19 protein-coding genes are annotated in these 20,733 nt (G+C 44.7%); 8 read left to right on the top strand and 11 right to left on the bottom strand.

Features of this window, described 5'->3' with window-relative positions; translation table 11 throughout:
- Window positions 1-126 precede the first annotated feature (126 nt).
- The 7 genes from LRR81_RS09795 to LRR81_RS09825 all read left to right on the top strand — a co-directional run bounded on the left by LRR81_RS09795 (window position 127) and on the right by LRR81_RS09825 (window position 7,359).
- On the top strand, window positions 127-1,080 hold the full coding sequence (locus tag LRR81_RS09795; RefSeq protein ID WP_231789181.1) for a CPBP family intramembrane glutamic endopeptidase: 954 nt from the start codon (window positions 127-129) through the stop codon (window positions 1,078-1,080).
- 283 nt (window positions 1,081-1,363) lie between these two features.
- Window positions 1,364-1,597 carry a helix-turn-helix transcriptional regulator gene (locus LRR81_RS09800; RefSeq protein ID WP_231789182.1) on the top strand — a complete coding sequence of 78 codons (234 nt, stop codon included), beginning with the start codon at window positions 1,364-1,366 and terminating at the stop codon, window positions 1,595-1,597.
- Between the two features lie 2 nt (window positions 1,598-1,599).
- Window positions 1,600-1,950 (top strand): DUF2178 domain-containing protein, encoded by a 351-nt coding sequence (locus tag LRR81_RS09805; RefSeq protein ID WP_231789183.1) that lies wholly within the window; start codon window positions 1,600-1,602, stop codon window positions 1,948-1,950.
- 222 nt (window positions 1,951-2,172) lie between these two features.
- Window positions 2,173-3,297, top strand: a complete 1,125-nt coding sequence (locus LRR81_RS09810) for an ATP-grasp domain-containing protein (protein ID WP_231789184.1) — start codon at window positions 2,173-2,175, stop codon at window positions 3,295-3,297.
- Window positions 3,297-4,991: a methyl-accepting chemotaxis protein gene (locus tag LRR81_RS09815; RefSeq protein WP_231789185.1), complete on the top strand. Its 1,695-nt coding sequence runs from the start codon at window positions 3,297-3,299 to the stop codon at window positions 4,989-4,991. The genes LRR81_RS09810 and LRR81_RS09815 overlap by 1 nt, the downstream gene beginning before the upstream one ends.
- Window positions 4,992-5,256: 265 nt before the next feature.
- Complete coding sequence (locus tag LRR81_RS09820) at window positions 5,257-6,663, top strand: amino acid permease (RefSeq protein ID WP_231789186.1); 1,407 nt, start codon at window positions 5,257-5,259, stop codon at window positions 6,661-6,663.
- A 258-nt stretch (window positions 6,664-6,921) separates the two neighbouring features.
- Entirely contained in the window at window positions 6,922-7,359 is a 438-nt protein-coding gene (locus tag LRR81_RS09825; RefSeq protein WP_231789187.1) for a methyltransferase family protein, read from the top strand.
- A gap of 66 nt (window positions 7,360-7,425) precedes the next feature.
- Here LRR81_RS09825 and LRR81_RS09830 read toward each other — a convergent pair whose 3' ends face one another.
- The 8 genes from LRR81_RS09830 to LRR81_RS09865 all read right to left on the bottom strand — a co-directional run bounded on the left by LRR81_RS09830 (window position 7,426) and on the right by LRR81_RS09865 (window position 15,561).
- Window positions 7,426-7,974 (bottom strand): GNAT family N-acetyltransferase, encoded by a 549-nt coding sequence (locus tag LRR81_RS09830; RefSeq protein ID WP_231789188.1) that lies wholly within the window; start codon window positions 7,972-7,974, stop codon window positions 7,426-7,428.
- Window positions 7,975-8,087: 113 nt separating this feature from the next.
- Window positions 8,088-8,429: an ABC transporter gene (locus LRR81_RS09835; protein WP_231789189.1), complete on the bottom strand. Its 342-nt coding sequence runs from the start codon at window positions 8,427-8,429 to the stop codon at window positions 8,088-8,090.
- Window positions 8,430-8,583: 154 nt separating this feature from the next.
- Complete coding sequence (locus tag LRR81_RS09840; RefSeq protein WP_231789190.1) at window positions 8,584-10,992, bottom strand: bifunctional diguanylate cyclase/phosphodiesterase; 2,409 nt, start codon at window positions 10,990-10,992, stop codon at window positions 8,584-8,586.
- 123 nt (window positions 10,993-11,115) lie between these two features.
- On the bottom strand, window positions 11,116-11,904 hold the full coding sequence (locus LRR81_RS09845) for an REP-associated tyrosine transposase (protein WP_231789191.1): 789 nt from the start codon (window positions 11,902-11,904) through the stop codon (window positions 11,116-11,118).
- Between the two features lie 260 nt (window positions 11,905-12,164).
- Window positions 12,165-12,476, bottom strand: coding sequence for a PTS lactose/cellobiose transporter subunit IIA (locus LRR81_RS09850; RefSeq protein WP_231789192.1), 312 nt, complete (start codon window positions 12,474-12,476; stop codon window positions 12,165-12,167).
- Between the two features lie 30 nt (window positions 12,477-12,506).
- A complete protein-coding gene (locus tag LRR81_RS09855) occupies window positions 12,507-13,862 on the bottom strand; it encodes a glycoside hydrolase family 1 protein (RefSeq protein WP_231789193.1) in 1,356 nt (451 codons plus the stop codon).
- A 30-nt stretch (window positions 13,863-13,892) separates the two neighbouring features.
- The gene (celB, locus tag LRR81_RS09860) at window positions 13,893-15,230 is read right to left on the bottom strand and encodes a PTS cellobiose transporter subunit IIC (protein ID WP_231789194.1); all 1,338 of its coding nucleotides are present in this window, start codon (window positions 15,228-15,230) and stop codon (window positions 13,893-13,895) included.
- A 25-nt stretch (window positions 15,231-15,255) separates the two neighbouring features.
- Complete coding sequence (locus tag LRR81_RS09865) at window positions 15,256-15,561, bottom strand: PTS sugar transporter subunit IIB (RefSeq protein WP_231789195.1); 306 nt, start codon at window positions 15,559-15,561, stop codon at window positions 15,256-15,258.
- Between the two features lie 390 nt (window positions 15,562-15,951).
- On the opposite strand from LRR81_RS09865, the gene LRR81_RS09870 reads away from it, so the two are divergent.
- A complete protein-coding gene (locus tag LRR81_RS09870) occupies window positions 15,952-16,527 on the top strand; it encodes a dihydrofolate reductase family protein (RefSeq protein WP_231789196.1) in 576 nt (191 codons plus the stop codon).
- A gap of 175 nt (window positions 16,528-16,702) precedes the next feature.
- Here the strand turns inward: LRR81_RS09870 and LRR81_RS09875 are convergent, their stop codons facing one another.
- The 3 genes from LRR81_RS09875 to LRR81_RS09885 all read right to left on the bottom strand — a co-directional run bounded on the left by LRR81_RS09875 (window position 16,703) and on the right by LRR81_RS09885 (window position 20,723).
- The gene (locus LRR81_RS09875) at window positions 16,703-17,011 is read right to left on the bottom strand and encodes a PTS sugar transporter subunit IIB (RefSeq protein ID WP_231789197.1); all 309 of its coding nucleotides are present in this window, start codon (window positions 17,009-17,011) and stop codon (window positions 16,703-16,705) included.
- Window positions 17,012-17,022: 11 nt separating this feature from the next.
- Complete coding sequence (locus LRR81_RS09880) at window positions 17,023-18,948, bottom strand: BglG family transcription antiterminator (protein ID WP_231789198.1); 1,926 nt, start codon at window positions 18,946-18,948, stop codon at window positions 17,023-17,025.
- A gap of 203 nt (window positions 18,949-19,151) precedes the next feature.
- Window positions 19,152-20,723: a glycoside hydrolase gene (locus LRR81_RS09885; protein ID WP_231789199.1), complete on the bottom strand. Its 1,572-nt coding sequence runs from the start codon at window positions 20,721-20,723 to the stop codon at window positions 19,152-19,154.
- Window positions 20,724-20,733: the final 10 nt, after the last annotated feature.

The raw sequence follows: 20,733 nt of genomic DNA on the forward strand, positions 1-20,733 counted from the left end.
GCATATTAACAACCAGCAGGAAAGTTTATCAGAAAGTAAACTTCTGTTTCTTCAGGAGAAATAGAGGCTGATTATACTGAGTAATAGAATTCATCGTTCAAAATAATAAATCAGAGGATGATTACTTTGGAAAAAAGAATTGAAGAGGAAAACAATGTTACCGGAGGTGCAGCATTGAAGAATGCTCGGCCGGCCGTCGACAGCACGAGGCCGTACGGCGCCCACCTCCGTATGAGCTGGTGGAAGCCGCTCGCAGTCATCATTTTGTCGTCGGTGGCGCTGGTTGTCGTGCAGGTCTTGCTCCGCCTCGTCGTTGGCCTCATCGAGGGCAGCGACGATCCGCTTTCAGTCGGCTATACACCATTGAGGTTTCTATCCGACAGCTTGAGCATAGGCGTCACAGGTATACTGGCGGTTCTGCTCCTCGTCTGGATGGCGAAAGTGCCTTGGCGCAGCATGCTCAGCTCGCCGCGGGCACTCGACATGCGGCGCTTTGGGCAGTACCTGTTCGGCGCGGCGGTGCTGGTGGGCGTCGGAATCGGTGTGATCGCACTGGTCGCACCTGAAGCACCGGGATGGAAGGCCTTCGGCTTTACTGGCACAACGATTGCCATGTTGGTGGTCACCTTATTGGCCACTCCGATCCAATCCGCCGGTGAAGAACTGATGTATCGAAGCGCCGTCATGCCGGCAGCTGCATCGTGGGTGCGCCCCGTCCTCCCTGCCTTGGTCGTCGGACTCTTGGTATCAAGCCTTCACTTCGCGGTAATGCACGGTTCAACTGACCCCTGGCTGTTCGGATACTTCTTCGTTGTCGGCGCCTCAACAGCGCTGATTGCAATCATCAGCCGTGGCATCGAGGCCTCGGTCGCGTTCCACGTCGCCAACAACGTCATGATGGGAATCGTCAACACGCTCATGGCCGATGGCAAGGTCTTCACCCTTGACCGCTCCACTGAAAAAGGAGATGCCTCCCTGCTAATTTTGGCCGCTGTTAATGTTGCGATGGTGGTACTTGTTTGGGTGCGGGAAAAGAAGCGTGGGGACGGTTCTGGTGCTTCCTCCGAGCTTAATCTTTGAAGCATGGGAACGGTTCTTTTGCTTCCTCTTACCCAACCTTTGAAGTAAGGGGGAAGCACAGGGAAGGTTCTCGCGCTTCCTCCCGCCTCGAAGCATGGGGACGGTTCTCCTGCTTCCAACAAAAACTGAATAGCATATAACGTGAAAAGAGCTCGCAGATGAGCTCTTTTTGTTTTGTTCATAAATAAAAGTATTTTTATGAATAATAATATTATTTTATATTTTTATATAAGTTTACTTTACTTTTTGTAAATAATTAGTATATAATTCATCTCAAGAGGTGATGGCGGTGAAGAAAGATTTTGGTGATTCCATATCAAATAAGGTTTATGAATATCGTGTGCTTGCCAGATTGTCTCAGCAAGAATTAGCAGAGAAAGTCGGGGTTTCCAAGCAAACCATTTTCGTCATGGAAAAAGGAAATTATGTTCCCACTCTGCTGTTAGCTTTTCGTATTGCCGAATTTTTCAAGGTTGATGTTAATGAAATTTTCACTTATGAGAGAGGAAATGATTAAAAATGATTTCTAATTTTATCTCAAATGTACATGGTTCAATTTTTCACTCTTTAAGGTCTTGGGCTGAACATTCTGTTGGAAATTGGAATACCCTCATTGGGATTGGGTTTGCATTGCTTTTCATTGGAGGAATTGTAACCTACGTTTTTCAACGTAAAATGGGGAAAACTGATGAAAGAACAATGCAAATAGGATTAAAATGCGCCCTCATCATGTTTAGTGTAATTGTACTGTGCGACATCATTTTCCCGAAAGAATATATGTGGCAGATTTTCTTCTTATTCAAATATTCTCTTACCTTCCTTGCTTCAGCAATTTATCTGGCTATTCGATATAAAAAGGAATTTATTTAAAAAGAAGCACGGGGACGGTTCTACTGCTTAGGAAGCACGAGAACCGTCCCTCTGCTTCCCTGGTTTCTACTGCATTGGAAGCACGAGAACCGTCCCTCTGCTTCCTGCAACCGCTTCCCTAAAACTCCCCATAAAGTCCGAATATTCTCAACATCCTTTAAAGCGTTAAACTCCTCCAGTATGTGGCCGATAAGGTACTTGTAGATTCCCCGGAGGTGTAGAATGATTATTTTAGAAAACCAGATTGTATCCCCTTTGCTGCTTGAAACAGCTGTGGCGAGGAAAATTCCGATTTATTACAGTACTGATGAACGGGCGATCTATTTAGAGGAAAATGCGAGGGTACTCACGAATTCAGAAAGCTGCCTTCGGATTTTAGATCAATTTTCTCCTACCCACCCGTTTGTTGCCACTTCTCAGCTTTTAAAGAATAAAGCAGAGTTCCGCACGCTTTTGTCTGCAGCCATGCCCGATTATTATTTTCAGCTTGTGACTCTTGAACAGCTTTTAAGTATGGAAAGCGAGGCTATTCCTTTTCCAGTGGTTGTGAAGCCGAATAAGGGTTATTCCAGTATCGGTGTGTATATTGTGAAAAATGAGCAAGAGTGGGATGCTGCTGTTCAAAGTTTGTATGCAGACCTATTGCTCATTAAAAATACGTACAGCAGCGATGTGATCAATGGGGAAGAAATCCTGATTGAGGCATTCATCGAGGGTGATGAGTATGCGGCCGATTGCTATTTTGATGAGAGCGGAAAACCAGTGACGCTCAATATTTTAAAACGCCGGTTCTTGCATGAGAAAGATACGTCTGACCGGATTTATTATACGTCGGTCCCCATTATCCAAGAGATCAAAGAGGAGCTGGAAGCATTTCTCCTTGAGCTGAACAAGCATATGAAGATTCAAAACTACCCGTTTCACATTGAAGTTAGGTTAAGCCCGAACGGCATTATGCCGATTGAGGTGAACCCGCTCCGCTTCGCAGGTGCCGGCACGACAGACATCAGCTATTATGCTTACGGCATTAATGGCGCAGGAACCTACTTCAGCGGCCAGGAACCGGCATGGGAAACTGTGCTCAGCCAGGATGAAGACTGGTTTTATGGCTTTTTCTGCGCAGAAATTCCAATGGAGATCACAAAGAACCTGATCGAAAGCATAGATCATGACAGGCTTTACAAAGAGTTCAGCCATGTGATGGAGTATCGGAAGATCAATGCTTCCAATGACAGAACCTTTGCTGTTGTTTTCTTTAAAACGAAGGACATGAGTGAAATCGATTATTTATTAGAGCTTGATCTTGCCCAATACATGACGCAGTCAAAACAGGAGACACCGGTATAATGAAAAAATGGAACCCAAAAAAGTCACTGAGAACGCAATTATTTATTAACTTTCTTATTCCTTTTCTAATCTTAGGCATGCTGATGCTTGTTTTTGTAAAAGGCATTACCGGCTACATCATCAACGAGCATGTGCTTCCTCAGTTTGCAAATGTTTTAAAAATTAATGGAGAAGATTTAAAGACCTCCGTTGACGGCAGCCTCGTCAATCAAGTGATTGAAGCAAAGGACAAGAGTAATTCTGAGTTAGCCAGCTTCCTCGATTCCTTTGTAAAAGGAAAAGATAACATTGAATATGCCTACGTCCTGACAAGTGAAGGCGGCAAGGACTATATTGTCGGCCTGAACGGAAGCAAGGAGACGATGACAGAGTCTCCTTTTACCCCACAGCAGGCAGAATCGTTTAAAAATCATAAAGAAATTTCTACAGAGATTTATACAGACAAATGGGGCAGCCATAAAAGCTTTTTCGCTCCGATTCCAGGTGCTAACGCCATTGTCGGCATTGATATGAGCACGCAGTTTGTGACAAACCTTCAGCGCACCATTAACCTATTCGTGGCCGGCTTCCTTATTATCTCTATTATTATTGGCGCCGTCATTGCCTTACTTTTCGGCAGAAGCCTGAACAAGCATATTATGGTGCTGCTGCATGCCATTAACCGAATGGCGAAGGGCGATTTGACGGAACCTGTGAAATTGATGCGAAAAGACGAGCTTGGCATCCTGGCAGCAAATTTGGAGCAGATGCGCATAGGTTTTATTGAAATCATTCAAGGCGTGAAGCACAATTCCAAAGAAATCAATGAGACGAGCTCCACCCTGGTCTCAGCCTTTCAGGAAATGTCTGAAGCGCAGGAGCAAATTGCAGCCGGAACCAGCGAGGAAGCAAAGGCAAGCGAAAGCCAGTCTATACACATCGAGAGAATTTCTGAAGGAACCACTTTCATGGCGTCCCAAATCCAAAGCGTTAATACACAAACAAGGGAAATGGACAGCCTTGCCAAGGATTCAGGAAAAATCGCGAAGGAAGGCGCTGCACAGATCGCTAAAATTTCCGAGCAGATCGACCGGATCCAGCAAAATGGGAATGAAAGCAACGAACGCCTGAAGCTCCTCAGCAGCAAAATCCAGCAAATCAATGATGACACGAAGCTGATCAAAGCGGTCGCCGACCAAACTAATCTACTGTCCCTAAATGCTTCGATTGAAGCAGCAAGAGCGGGTGAAGCGGGCAAAGGATTCTCAGTCGTTGCCCAGGAAGTTCAGAAGCTCGCAGCACTGACCGAATCCATCGTCACCACAATCAACACAGCCATTCAAGAAGTAAACGAACAAACTTCCTTGATGCTCGAATCCAACGCATCCGTCAACAAGGAAATCGGCGAGGGTGTTGAACTCATCTCCATCAGCGGAGAACTATTTCAGCAGATCTTCACCGCTATCAACACGCTCACAGCCAACATTGAAGGAATGGTCAGCAGCACAGAAACGATCAATGAAGTCTCACAAAAATCAACCGAATCCATTCACGAAATCGCCGCAATCTCCGAAGAGCGCGTCGCAACCATCCAGGAAATCTCCGCCTCCTCCCAGCAGCAAAGCATCACCGTACAAGAGCTGCAAAAGAGAAACGAAGGTTTGAAAATGATGGCTGAGGCTTTGGATGAGATGGCTGGGAGGTTTCAGCTATAGAGGGAAAGCAGCAGATTAGAGTCTGCTGCTTTTTTTGATGCATGGGGACGGTTCTTATGCATCCTTCTGTTCGAAGAAGCATGGGGACGGTTCTTATGCTTCCTTCAACTAAATGCCTTTATTTAGATGCTGTTTAAAAAAGAGGCGCCATGTGACCGGTGGGGACCGCCCCAATGGTTTATGGCGGGACAAGGTTCCTGTCCCCGAATACAACTCCTTAAACTGCAGATGCTAAATTTAGCAGAATGTTAAAGGAGCGGATCCTATGGAAAAAGATGACCATTTAATTAAACAGGTTGCTGCCAATAAGAAAACGAAGAAACTTAAAAAAGGAAAAGACCATCAGCTGAAATGGTGGGAACTTTCACTGATTGGTATTGGTTCTATTATCGGTGCTGGCTATTTTCTTGGGACAGGATTATCTATAAAAACAGCAGGCCCTTCTATTTTATTTGCCTATTTAATAGGGGGAGCAGCGGCTTTTATCGTTTTTGGGGCATTGGCAGAAATGTCTGTCCAAGATCCTGATCCAAGTTCTTTCAGGGGGTATGCCAAAAAAGCTTTTGGCCATTCTTTCGGTTTCTTAAGCGGATGGATTTACTGGGTTGCCGGCGTCCTGATCATGTCGAGTGAAATAACCGCCTTATCGATTTTTACTCAATTTTGGTTCCCGCATATCCCATTATGGGTGTTTGCGATTTTGTATTCCCTCATCGCCTTTGGTATTAATCTGCTTGGGGTGAAAAATTTCGGGAAGATCGAAAGTGTTTTCGGCATCATAAAGATTTCTGCATTGCTTGCCTTTATTCTTTTCGGAGCATTATTTCTATTTGGAGTTTTTTCAAGTGATCACACCCATACAGCCCTGCTTCATAAAGGAAATGAAACTCTTTTTCCGAATGGCCTAATGGGCTTTTGGAATTCGTTAATATTTGTCTTTTTTTCCTTTGGCGGGATTGGGGTTACGGGGTTTTTATCCAGTGAATTAAAGAACAAAAATGACACCCCTAAAGCGGGCAGTGTGATGCTCATCGCGCTGACTGCAATCTATATGCTCTCCTTATTGTTTGTGATGACATTTATTCCATGGACAGACATCACTCAGAAAGAGAGCCCGTTCGTTACAGCTCTTTCCGTTTTCACGATCCCTTACATTGATTCTATTTTTAACGTCATTTTAATTACCGCTGCTTTTTCAACAATGGCCGGAGCACTGTATGCAGTCACGACTGTCATGGTATCACTTGCCAAAGACGGTGATGCACCTAAAAGGCTTGCCAGGACTAATAAAAAAGATGTACCGGTTCCATCCCTGATTCTAAGCGCTTCTGGGCTTGCCATGTCGATCATTGCTTCCTATTTTCTGCCCGATACGGTTTATGAGTACTTAACAACAGCAGCTGGTATTTTACTGATTTTGAACTGGGTCATTATTTTAGCTTCTCATATTAAAAATCATCCATCTTACACTTTTGAGAAAATCAAATATAAACTGTTTCTTTATCCTTTTACTTCCTATTTAGGGATCATCCTGATAGGGGCAGCTATTTCAGGTTCGCTGTTTCACGCAAATCAGCGGGTAGGATTCTTTATCAGTCTGATTATCGTTGGGCTGATTTTGCTAGGGTATTTCTTGGCGTTCGGGCGAAAGGAAGCACGGGGACGGTTCTGATGCTTCCTTCCGTTAGATATAACACCGCTTGTATAAAGATGCAATCCCAAATTAGACAAAAGTGAATGGTATTTTCGTAATGCATTTAATTCGTCTATATTCCGCAGTTGACTAGAGGGGGAAATTTTGAGCATCATCAGATTCACAATATATTTATGGTCCGTTTTTTGGGTTTATTGGATCCTATCCGCACTTTCTACTCGGAAGAAAGTGAAAAAAGAGTATAGCGGGCAAGAAAGGACGCAGCGAAGCGTACATTTGATCTTAGTCATCGTTGCCTTTCTGATTACCTTCTTTTCAGCGAATTTTAAAAGCATCATGATCCTCCCTTCTGTTTTTGCATTGAAAAGCATTGGACTTGTGATCTTATTGCTGTCACTTTCTTACACTGTTTGGGCGAGGATGATGCTGGGGAGAAATTGGAGCGGAGCCATTCAAAAAGTCAAAAACCAGCGCCTTGTTCGGAGCGGACCTTACAAATTTATCAGACACCCCATTTATACAGGGATTGTTTGTGGATTTTTCGGTACATTTCTTCTATTTGGCACTCTTCCTTCTTTCATCGGATTGGTCATGATTTTACTTTCCTATATTGCAAAAATAAAAAAAGAAGAAGCATTCCTGGTGATGGAATTCGGAGACGAATATCAAGACTATATGAAACAATCGTGGGCTCTGCTTCCTTTTATTTTTTAGAACTTCAGCTGATCTTCCGTGCAATAATCAAATCTAAAGGGTGCGTTCACAATGAACGCACCCCATTTATGTATGCTTGATACTATCAAAAGACAATCCCATCAAAAGAGTATTATAGTAAATGCCGTTTATATAAGTATCACCTATGATCAGCCCTTCCTCTTGAAAACCGAGCTTTTTATACAGCGCAATAGCAGGAATATTATCCTCTCTCGTGACAAGGCTGATTCTTTTCGTTACCCCATTTTGTTTCGTCCATTCAATTAGCCTTTCCATGAGGATGCGCCCAAGACCAAGTCCTGTAAACTCTTTGCTGATCACAATACCAAGCGTACCGACATGACGATTTCTTGGTTTCTGGCTTGAATGAATGGTAGCAATGCTGATGATTTTATTGTCCAAAAGGGCCAAAAGCATAATAGAATTGTCCGCTAAATGAGCTTCTTCTATAGAACGGCTATATTCCTCTGCGTCCTTTTGGAATTCATCTTTCCCAAAGGAAAGAAAATCCGTTTCTCCCCCCACTTTGTTGTAGAATTCAATTATTTGTTCAGCATCTTTCTTCTCTGCTTCGCGAATCATAACTAACTTGCCATCTTTTAAATCTATCTCCATTGACCTCAGCTGCTTTCTGGTTTTTTTCTTATTATCCCAGATTTTGAGCAGTAAAAACAGGAAGCATGGGGACGGTTCTTCTGCTTCGGAAGCAAGAGAACCGTCCCCATGCTTCATAATCTCAAATCTCTCTTCAACTCCTGAAATGGAGTCCCATATGCCTCAGGGTAGCAGGAGATATGCTTTTCAAGTGCATCCCAGCTGCTTTTCAATTCCGGATGGATTTCGGTTGTATCGGCTATTGCGTATACTTGCAAAAGAAAATATAGGGTTTCCCAGATAAGAAACTCCTCTTCTATTCTCAAAAGCATTCCGAGAACATTCGGGATATAGGCGAACGCATCTTCCGGAGTCATATCTTTTACTATGTCGTCAAATGCATCACTAAAATACCATTCATTATTGTCCATTTTTTCTTCCCAATGATCGTAAACCTGAGATAAGGCATCTTTCATGGAACTGTTCACTCCCCAATAATAAAAACAATATAAAAAAAGAGCAAAACCCATAAGATTTCACTCTCCAAAGCATAATCATCAACTGCATATTCCCTGCTAGCCACGCTTTTTGCTCCTTAGGAAGGAAGCAAGAGAACCGTCCCCATGCTTCCTAAACACCAACAGCCAGCACTATCTCCAGCTCCTCCGCCGGAATTGGCCTGCTGAAAAAATACCCCTGAGCTTCATTACATTGCTTCTCTTCCAAAAACCTCAGCTGCTCTTCCGTTTCAACACCTTCTGCAATTACTTTCAAATCCAGGTTATGAGCCATATTAATGATGGTATCGACCAATGAAGCATCCTTTGGATCCGTATAAATATTCCGCGTAAAGGTCTGATCGATTTTCAGCGTGTTGATCGGGAACGTCTTCAAATAGCTTAATGAAGAGTACCCCGTCCCGAAGTCGTCGATCGACAGGTGGATGCCCATGTCTCTTAGCTGCTGCATTTTTACTACGGCGTCTTCTGAACTTTGAATAATGCTTTCTGTGAGTTCGAGTTCCAGGTATTCAGGCGCAAGTCCAGTTTTCGCGAGCACGTTTTTCACCATTTCCACGAGGTTGCTGTGCTGGAACTGGCGGGAGGAGATGTTGACGCCGACTTTGAACGGCTGGTAGCCATTATTTTGCCATGCTTTGTTCTGCACGCAGGCTTGCTCCAGTACCCATTCGCCAAGTGTCAGGATGAGTCCGGTTTCTTCTGCAATCGGGATAAATTCAGCCGGCGAAATGCTTCCCCATTCCGGGTGCATCCAGCGCATTAAAGCTTCGACGCCGATCAGCTTGCCGTCCTTCACATCGACCTGCGGCTGATAAAAGACTTTGAATTCGTCCCGCTCGAGTGCTTTGCGCATTCCGATTTCAAGCAGCATTTTTCGTGAGACAGTCGCATTCATGCTTGGAGCATAAAACTGGAAGCTGTTTTTTCCCTGTTCCTTCACTCTGTACATCGCCGTATCGGCATTTTTAATTAGCGTTTCAATGTCTTTCCCGTCTACTGGATACATGGCAACCCCGATCGAAGGAGTGACAAAGAGTTCATATTCCCGAATCATGATTGACTGACTGAACAAATCAATGATCTTCTGCGCTTTTTTCGTCAGTTCATTGGCATCTGTCTGCGGAAGAAGAATGATAAATTCGTCTCCTCCTTGCCGGCTTAGCGTATCGGATTCCCCGATAGCGGCTTTGATTCTCTTGCCCACTTCAACTAAAAGCAGATCACCTGTGGCATGGCCAAGGGAATCGTTGATGTTTTTGAACCGGTCCAAATCGATAAAAAGAATCCCGATGTTCTTCTTCGATTCCTCTGCCTGACTGATCGCAAGCTTTAAACGGTCATTCAGCAGCAGCCTGTTCGGCAGCCCTGTAAGCGGATCGCGGTAAACGAGACGGTTGATCTTGCTTTCCGTTTTCTTGCGCTCTGTAATATCGCGGATAATCCCGCTGAAAAACACCTGGCCATTTTCACCCCATGCTGCAAGCGAAAGCTCAATCGGGAGCTCTTCCCCATTCTTCCTAAGCCCCGTCAGCTCTGTTGTGGAACCTGCAAGATCGGAAATATTTTCAAAAAGAAAAGAATTAATATTGTTTCTGCATGGATCCGGGATGATCAATTGAAGCTTCTCTCCAATCGCTTCATCCTTTTTGTAGCCAAACATCCGCTCAGCACCAAGATTCCAGGAAATAATCTCCGCGTCGCGGTTTGCTAAAATAATTGCGTCATTGGCAGACTCAATAACCGAGCGGAATTTCAGTTCAGACGAAATCGCCTGATACTCAAATTTCCGGTCCACAAACATACTGATAAACAGAATGCCGAACAGGAGCAGTACGCCAAGCGCAATCCCATAAGCCAGATACGTACTGTCAATATTTTGGGTCATGATATGCTGATGTCCTTCATGCGGCATGAACTTTGCCGCAGCCATTCCCGTGTAATGCATGCCGGAAATCGCAAAGCCCATGACAATGGAGCTAACGAGCTTGAACCAGTTAATCCCGGGCTTTTCTGCATTTTGGCTCACATATTTCAAAAGATAAAGCGCGGCAACGGAAGCCACAAACGCGATGATAGCTGATAGAGTCCATAAAATAGGATCATAAACAATGTCAGCCGCCATAATCATGGCCTTCATTCCTGTATAATGCATCGAAACAATTCCTGTTGCGATGAAAAGAGAACCGAGGTAAATCTGCCTGTTCCCCATATCCGGACGGCTGATCATATAAAACGCAAGCGCAGCGGATACAATGGCAGGAATAATCGACACAAACACCATGCCAAAATCATAGCTGACAGGCATCGCCATTTGAAAAGCAAGCATCGCAATAAAATGCATCGCCCAAATGCCAAGTCCCATCGCAAAAGCCCCTGCCGTAAGCCAAATATACCGTGCCGGCGGCTTCGCCTTGATCAATCGGACACTCAAATGCAGAACTGTATAAGAAGCGAGAATCGCAATGATAACAGATAAAATTACAAGGGGTATGTGATAAGTGCTGGTGAGGTGATTCATTCGTGATCTCCTTGTGCTGATAAAATTAGTCGCGGTAATTTATATATCGGCAGTGAGGGGAGATTTTGAAGCATGGAGCGGGGGCTAGGAAGCATGGGGACGGTTCTCGTGCTTCCTCCCAGCTCAAGCCTTAGATATCAGGTTTGGAGAAATGCCCAAAATCCTTGCAGCCTGCCTATGAGACAACCCATTGATCGCTTTGATTTTTCTCAGCACTTCATTTCTTTGTTCCCTGGGCAAACTCTTTACGTGCGGGATTTCCAAACTCTCCATACACTTCCTGATTTCCGCCCTCGCCTCATCATCGGTCATTCTTTTTCTGCTGTCTTCATAACCTTCCAGGCACTGATCATCATTGATCCGTTCATTAAATTCTTTAAATCTAGTCCGGGCAATCGATTCATTTGAGGAAAATATATTGAGGAGAAAGTGGGAATCAAGGAGGTTTGGGGGATAAACAAACTTTTTGTAATAGCCAAGACAGCTGCTCCATTTCCATTCAGCGGGGTGGCTGGCAATCCCAGCCTTCACGGGGTTTTGGTGGATGTACCTTGCGGCGGTGAGCAGGTATCGATTGTCTTCCACATTTTCACTTTTGAATCGGTCCTCAAAGAGATGCCCAGTCGTTCTGTATTTCCAGTTATAGTACATCGCGTAGCTGATCCCCAGCCGTTTCATCACAAGTGAAATGCTTTCGTTCTCTTCTTTCACAAGAAGATGGACATGGTTCCCCATCAGGCACCAGGCATATATCTTCATGTCCGTTTGAATTTTGTACTTTTGCAAGGTAGTAAGAAATCTTCTGCAATCCTGATCATCATGAAAAATTTCCTGTCGATTGGCGCCCCTGAAAATCACATGGTAAACGCCGCTATTACTTTTCTTTCTGGCAGATCGGGGTATTGGGCTCACCTTCTATCATAATAATTTTTTCCTGAGTTTGGATAAGCGCTATGAAGGGGGAAATAGAGATTAAATGAGGGGAAATATGCTACAACATGATTAATCTACCATATATTACAAAAAAATCGCAATTTCTTGTATGAGAGCACACTATAAAATAAAAAGGAAGCATAAGAACCGTCCCCATGCTTCCTTCCTTATATTAAAAAAGAAGCACGAGAACCGTCCCTATGCTTCCAAAAAAGAAGCACAAGAACCGTCCCCACGCTTCATTCCCCAATCCGCTCATACAGTTCCACAAACTCCGCCGCCAAATCCTTAATCGTAATCGCATTCATCAAGTGATCCTGTGCATGTACCAGCAGCAGCGAGACTTCTGTTTTCTCCCCGCGGACTTCGCCTTGGATTAAGGAGTTTTGGATGACGTGGGCTTCGTTTAGGGCTTCGGCGGCTTCTTTTAGTTTTTGGCGGGCTGCTGGGAAGTCGCCTTGTTTGGCGGCCATGATGGCTTCCATGGCGCTGCTTTTTCCGTTTCCGCCGTGTAAAATGATTTGGAAGATTGTTGTTTCCAGGTTATCCATCGCTGTTTCCTCCTGTTTTGGCCAGTTCCCCTATTCTAATTCGGCTCCATTTGAGCGGATTACTTTTTGGTACCAGTCAAAGCTTTTCTTTTTGTATCTGTTTAAGTCTCTTAAGTCGGTTTCATCGCGGTTTACGAAGATGAAGCCGTAGCGTTTTTTCATTTCTCCCTGTGAGCTTAGGAGATCCGTTGCTCCCCATGTCAGGTAGCCGAAAATGTCGACGCCTTCTTCCATTGCAAGTTTCATTTGCTTAATATGCTCGCGCAGGTAGTCGATCCGGTAATCATCTTTTACTGTACCATTTTCATCCAGCTCTTCCCTCACACCGATTCCGTTTTCCGTGATAAAAATCGGCAGCTGGTAGCGGTCGTACATATCCTTCACTGCAACTCTCAATCCGATCGGGTCAATCGCCCAGCCCCATTCGTTTGATTGGAGGTGCGGGTTAGGAAGCAGCTCAGGTACGATCACCTCTTCATCCGTATGCTGGGCTACCTTTGATTGGTAGTAGCTGATGCTTAAATAGTCTACCGTATTTTCCTTCAGCAGGGCTTCATCCCCTTCTTCAAAAACAGGCGTAATGCCTTTCCGCTCCAGATCCTTCAGCACATAGCCCGGATATTCGCCGCGTGAAAAGACTTCAAGGCAAAAATTGTTCAATAGTTCATTCGCCCGGACACTCGCTAGAACGTCTTCCGGCTTGCTGGAAATAGGATAAGTGGTCATGTACGTGATCATGCCGGCCATTTTTCCATCAGGGATAATTTCATGCAGTGCTTTTACTGCTTTGGCATGGGCCACAAGCGCATTGTGCACAGCCTGGTAGCGCAGTGCTTCGTCTTTTTCATCCCTTAAAGTGACGCCCAAAAGCTTCGGCTGTCCGAGAAACAGGTTTTGCTCGTTGAATGTGAGCCAGTATTTCACCTTATCGCGGTACCGGGTGAAAACAGTGCGCACATAATGATCAAACAGCTCAACCACTTCTCTAGAAGCAAAGCCGTTATATTTTTCAGCAAGCGCAAGCGGTGCATCAAAGTGATAGAGCGTGATCACAGGCTGAATGCCGTTTGCGAGCATTTCATCAAACACATCATCATAAAACTGCAGGCCTTCTTCATTTGGCTCGCCTTCGCCGTCAGGAAAAATGCGTGACCAGGAAATGCTTGTCCTGTAAGCATTGAAGCCCATTTCCTTATATAACGCAATGTCCTCTTTGTAGCGATGGTAAAAATCAACAGCTGTATGCCAATCAGAAAACCCTTCCGGCACAGGTCTTGCATCAACGATTGAAGGACCTTTTCCACCTTCGTTCCAGGCTCCCTCAGTTTGAAATGATGTCACAGCTCCGCCCCATAAAAAACCTTCTGGAATGATATTCTTCGTCATAACTGCATACCCTCTTTCTATTGTTTGTAATTAGGCTGACTTGCTGCTGCTGTCTGTTCCGGAAAACTCTCTTTCTTCTCTCAGCTTTTGTCTGTCCCAGATCATAATGAATGGATAATAGATCGCTGCGGAAATAATGACGTTAACAAGCTGAAGGACTGCTCCTGATATTTTCCCGCCGGTTGCCAGGAATCCGCCTATTGGCGCCGGCGTTGTCCATGGAACCATCACACCGGCCGTTTTGGCAACAAGCCCAAGGTCCATTGCAAAATAAGAAACAGTTACGATCACAATCGGCACAAGGATAAAAGGAATCATCATAACAGGGTTCATGATCATCGGAAAGCCGAAGATGATCGGTTCATTTATATTGAAAATGGCTGGTGCCACGGCTAACCTTCCAAGCTGCTTCATCTGCTTGCTTCGCGACCTGAAGAACAGGATCAGCGCGAGTCCGAGCGTTGTGCCGGATCCACCGATGGAGTAGAAAATATCCATGAATTGAACATTAACGATGTGCGGAATCTGTTCGCCTGCTGTATAAGCAAGCCTGTTTTGGTCAACAAGCGCAAGCCACACAGGTGACATGATCCCCCAAACAAGGGCCTGTCCATGAATGCCTGTTACCCAAAGCATTTGAGCAATAATAACAGCGATGAGCGCCCCGATGTACGATCCGCCGAGCAAGGACAGCGGTTTGCCAAGCAGTTCACCGACAATGTTATGCATGTTTTCAAATGGCGTTACCTGAAGGATCAAACGAAGAATCCACATGGTCAGCACGACCGCGAATCCCGGAATGAGTGAAGCGAAGGATTTGGCTACTGCCGGCGGAACACCGTCAGGCATTTTGATGATAAAATTTCTCTTTACAATTGCCCGGTATATTTCTGTTGATAGCAGGGCGACGACAATGGCAACGAACATCCCTTTGCTTCCGGTTAAGGCAAGGGGAATCCCTGCTACATCAAAGGCTTTGTCCATCCCTTCAGGAGTAAAGGCAATCTTGTAGGGCGTCACCAGCATAAAGCTGACAAGCGACACAGCGGCAACCGATAAAGGATCCATTTTATACCGTTCTGCCAGGCGGTAAGCGACAGCGACAGCAACAAAAATGGCTAGAAGATCGAAGGTTGCTCCGACTGGAAGCTGAAGATTGGCTGACCAGTTTTCGCCGAATATACTGGCCATGAACCCGTCATAGCCGGGGATCGGCAGAAAGGCGAGGATAAGAAAAAGCGAACCGATGATAACGAGCGGGATCGTTAAAATGATTCCGTCGCGGATGGCCTGAAGATGCCTTTGCTGGCCAACCCTGCCGGCAAACGGCATAATTTTTTCTTCCAGGAATTGCGTAAGCCTATTCATATTTTTAGCCCCCTATCGATTTTTCTTATTTTCCTGCAAGTGCCATCGCATCTTTCAGAACTTCAGGTCCATTGCACATGCCATAATGCATCGGGCTGATCGTATCAACCGGAATGTTCTTTTCTTCGCCAAGCTTTTTCATCTGAGGCAGCATATAGCGGACTTGCGGTCCAAGCAGCAGGACATCCGCGCTGTCAACGTGCTGTTTAACTTCGTCTGCACTTACGGCCCAAATCTTGCACTCTACTCCTTGTTCAGTAGCGGCCTTTTCCATCTTTGTCACAAGCAGGCTGGTTGACATGCCAGCTGCACAGCATAGTAAAATATTCATCCTAGAAACCCTCTTTTCTTTGTTTTGTATGATTGGGTTCAGTATATTTTAAAAGCGCTTTCATTTATATGTAATCTTTTTCCGTTGTGTAGAGGAAAGCGCTGTCAAAATGAAAAAAGATTGCAAATTGCATTCTAAAGGGGGGTCCACGAGTACAAGATGCGAAATAACATACCAATAAAACGACTAAATCGCATAAGGTTTGGTCTGATTATTAATGATTATCGGCTTTTTTGCACTTAAATTGTCGTATGTTGATTCTTCTTAACTAAGATGGCAAATGTAATTATATGTTAAAATAAGTATAGAGTTGGGATGAAATGTAACGAACTAACGAGCAGGATTATGGAAAAACGGACACTGGATATCATGAATAAAGGAGAACTAAACATGAGAAAGCTCGTTCTATTTCTGCACGCATCGCTTGACGGTTTTGTAGAAGGGCCGAATGGTGAAATGGACATTGGCTGGGTTTCCTACGATGCTGAATTGGAAAAACACGCGAAAGAAATTCTGAGTACTGCTGACACTGTTATGTGGGGACGCGGGACTTATCAGATGATGCACAATTACTGGCCATCTGTGCCTTCGAATCCATCAGCTTCGCAGCATGAACGGGACCATGCCGAGTGGATCGAAATGACATCCAAAATCGTTTTTTCCACGACGCTGGAGAAAGTCGAATGGAATAATTCCAGACTAGTGAAAGAAGATGTCGAGAAAGAGATTAAGAACCTCAAAGAGCAGACAGGCAAGGATATGGTCATCCTCGGAAGTCCTAGGTTCGCACACTACCTTATGCAGCTTGATTTAATAGATGAGTATAAAATTACGGTTTCACCCGTCCTGATTGGCAGCGGGTTGCCGTTATTCCAAGGTCTCAAGGAGAAAATCACTCTTAAACTTATCGAAAACAAGACTTTTGATTCTGGAGCCATAGGCCTCGTTTACCAGACGGTTAGATGAACTTGTCTTTTAAAGTATATTACGCTTACCTGATTACATTAGCGCAATAAAAGCAGCGGCAGTCCAGGTCTCTCGAGTTCCTAGTCTGTCACTGCTGTTTTTACGACTCATTCTAATTCCTCGTATTTCTACTATTACTCTAACTTCAAAAATGAATCCGCAAATTGCCGTCCTTTCAGCCTTTATCCCGCAGTTCCATCGCCTGCCGCAAAACCTTCTCCCCGTTAAACGTCCCATAATCCTCAGCTTTGATCAATCCCACGGGAACATGGTTTTCCTCACCCAGCTGCATGAAATCCTTCATTAAATACCTCACATGAGGACCAAGCAGCAGAACGTCTGCCTGATGGATCTGGTGGGAAACCGCTTCTGTAGGAATCGCCCAAATCTCGCACTCCATTCCCAGCTCTTCTGCACTTTTTTTCATTTTAGCTACAAGCAGGCTGGATGACATACCTGCTGCACAGCATAATAATATTTTCACCTTACTCCTCCTCAGGAAATATTCTCAGCGAGCAAGCAGCTTAGCTGGTCATATGTTTTGCATTTAACTGCCTTCTGTACCAGTTGGCTGTTATCGACTATTTTGATTAACATGTCATACATGTCCTGCAGATTGTCACTGCTGTTCCTTCCGACATTCAGCAGGCAGACGAATTGCACTCTGTTGCCTCCCCAGTCAATCGGATTCCGCAAGGTGCAGATTGTCCAAAAGCTCTCCTCTGTCTGCGGGGTCATCGGATGCGGGATGGCGACGAGGTTGCCGTAGCTTGTCGGGGACAGGGCTTCCCTTTCCAAAACAGCATTCAAATAATCTTCCGTGACAAAGCCCGCTGCATAGAGGTTGCTGCTTAAAAACCTCAATACTTCATCCCGCTCCTGGAAGTCCTGATTCAGGAAAACAAGCGGCTTTCTCAGATAAAAAATGGCATGGCTGCTCCGTTCCTTGAGGGTGCTCTCAATCTTATCCAGATCGCTTTCTCCAAGAATCGTGTTCACCTGGATGACCGGCACCGGCAAATCATAGGGCACTGGAACAGTGCTGATGATAAAATCGATTTCACTCAGTTCGGCTTTCGGCAGGTTGTAGTACGGCGTTGTGCCGGCAATTTCAATTTCGCGCGGAAACGCCGAGTGGATTTTCGACTCCAGCAGCCTTGCACTTCCGACGCCTGAGGCGCAGACAATCATGCATCTTTTTATCCCTTTTTGCCTTCTTTCCATCGCAGCGCCAATGTGCAGAGATAAGTAGCCGATTTCATGCTCGTTAATCTCCATATTCAGCTCCTGCTTGATCACAGCTCCTGCAATGACAGCTGCCTGAAAAGCCAGTGGGTAATTAGACTTTATGTCGTTCAGATAAGGATTTGGCAGATTGATCCCGTATCTTGACCTGTTAAGAGCCGGCTTGAGATGCAGGCTCATGGCTATAAATAGTTCTTTATCATGGTTGATCCCAATGTGAAGCTCTTCATTGATTCTGCCGACAATCTGGTTGATGAGAAGATAAAGGCAGCTGTCCATCATCCCCTGCATGTCCTGCTCGCTGAAATGAAGCTCTGAAATAATTTTTGTCCCTAAAAGATGAATCGTGATATAGGCAATTTCCGCCGCTGGAAATTGGATGCTGTATATCTTTTCAAGTGAAAACACAATTTCTTCTGCAACCTTATATTGCTTGCGCTCTTTAAGATCATCCAGTTCTGCGGAAATCACGTTCACATAGTTCTTGTTTTGAATTCGCGTAATGGCAATGGCGATATGGATTAATAGATTGCTCAGGCCAATATCTGAAATTGTGATGCCATGCTCCTCTATATTTTTCAAAATCGTCGAGCGGATCGCTGTGATATCTTCTTTTGTGATGCTCTCTATCCCAACCGTTTTCGGATCAAAATCGATTTCAAAGGTATTGAAAACATGATCTGCGATGCACAAGCGGATTTTAAACTCTTCCCCTTTGCACCTTAATCCAAAATTCGGACGCTTTTCTAAAGTGATTCCGTAGGCGTGCAGAATTTCCTTCACATCGCGCAGGTCATTATTCAGAGTAGATTTGCTGACGAACATTTCATCTGCAATATCATCAAGCTTGCTGTAGCCTTTCGCAAGCAGCAGCCGCTTTAGGAGGTAGTGGATGCGGTCTTTCGGTAGTGACGGAGTTTCCTCAGCCTCATCTTTTACGATTTCCTGAAGAAGCTTCCGGAACTTTCCGCTGTCTTCTATTTCAAGCTGAAAGCCGGTTCCTCTGATGGAATGAATCGAGGCGCCTGATTCTAAAATATAGGCATTCAGTTCTTTGATGTCGTTTCTAATCGTTCGCGATGTGACACCGATCAGCTTTGCTAAATACTCGCTAGTCATCGGTGCTTCACTTCTCATTAATTCTCTTAAAATCGCGGCTGTGCGAGTATTTAACATGATTTTCACTCCTTTAGCAGATTTCTAATTTTAGAGGGGGTTTAAAGGAATTGGCGGGGAGGAACCTATAAAACGCTTACATTAATTATAAACAAACTTGGCTTCATTTTGTCCTATACAATTCGTTCTAACAAAGCAGGAAAAAAGCTACCATAAAAATGATAGCTTCTTCTCCTAAAGGATACATGTCAAAGCTGCTTCTATTATCGATTCCCCTTCAAATGAATGGCCTTTCCGCCGTCCAATGTGGTCAGCAGGACCATACCTTTAGATGGAAGTTTCACATCAATGCCCTTTTTCAGGTTGGCCTTCAGATTGGTTTTCTCCGGTACCGGGAATCCTTTAGAGTTTGTTGGTCTGTCGTTTTCAAAGTAATTATACTGGCTGAATCTTGCTGATGAAGCAGCGGTCGGAACCATCACTTTTATGGTTCTTGGCTTGTCTGAGTTGTTGACAACAACAAGGCTCATGTCGCTCTTTTTGCCGTGAGGGATAATGGCTGCTGTTGTTCTTACGCCTTCAAGGCCTGTTTCCGTTGTTCTGACGATTTTCGAGCCTTTCGGGAAGTTGCGGGAAAGCAGTGACCATGTGTAAAACCATGGACGCAGTTTTTCATCATCCGGGTTGCCCATTTCAGCGCCAAGGGCGTTCCACATTCCCCAAACCTTCAATGTGCCTGGGCCTGGAGGAGTTGGATAATTATCGCCTGATACTCCTTCAAAACCGTTATTAATGTGCATGCTGTCTTCCAAGTCCCAACCGGTGATTCCGGACATGCCGGCTCTCATGGATTGAACGGTAAAGTCGGCCATGCTGACGCCATACCAATATTCCTTCACATTCGGCTGCTGGTCGCCATTTGTCCGTCCTGTAAAGACGCCTGCTTCTCCGAAGAAAAACTGCTTGTTTTTCCCATTCGGATCATTAGCTGTAATATAGCTTCTAAAAGGAGCCATCACTTTTTCGATTTCGCCATTCTGGATTTGGTCTGCATTGGCGTACCAGTGCGTATCATAGATGCCGATTTTATCTGACAACTGGTTCACCGATTTTGTGATCCACTCATTCTGGCCGGAGTTATCCGGACCGGAAATTTTCACTTTGCGGCTTAGCCCCTGCTTTTCAAGCTCATCGTGAAGATAGCCTATGCCTTTGCTCCATTTGTCATAATCTGCTGAAAAAGACCAGTCTCCATTTGGTTCATTCACATAGTTGAAATACTTAATATTTGTGTAGCCTTTCTTGTTGATCAGATGATTGAGGCTGTCTCCGATCAATTTTGCCCAGCGCGGATCGTCCTCCTGAATGTTGTATTGTCGCAGATGATCAAGACTGGAGTCTCTATCAGAATTTGCTGCCGGGTCATCCCACTGTCCTAACAAAACAGGAATATCCTTTTTCTTTGCATAGTCTAATAGCTTATAAAGTTTCTGCATCCGTTTTGTGTTCCAATTATAAATCGGTCTTCCGTTTTTATCGTAGCCTTCAGTGTACCAATAGGCTCTGAACATCACGCGAAGGAAGGCCGGCTTTAAATAGTCCACTCTTGAGGTAAGCGTTTTCCAATCTTCTTTAGAAAGATCGTACCATTCATGCGGATCCCACTGGACACCGATTCCCATATAATTTTTTATAAGAGTAAAATTTGTATCAACGTAGGATGTTGCGTCCACACGCTTCGACTTTTTGGCGGCACTTACCGTATCAGCACTAACTCCACTGGTAAAAAGCAAAACAATGCAAGCAAAGATAAGAAAACTGAGCCTTTTTTTCAATGTTCTTCCT

The sequence above is a fragment of the Metabacillus kandeliae genome (assembly GCF_021166585.1).
Taxonomy (GTDB): domain Bacteria; phylum Bacillota; class Bacilli; order Bacillales; family Bacillaceae; genus Metabacillus_B; species Metabacillus_B kandeliae.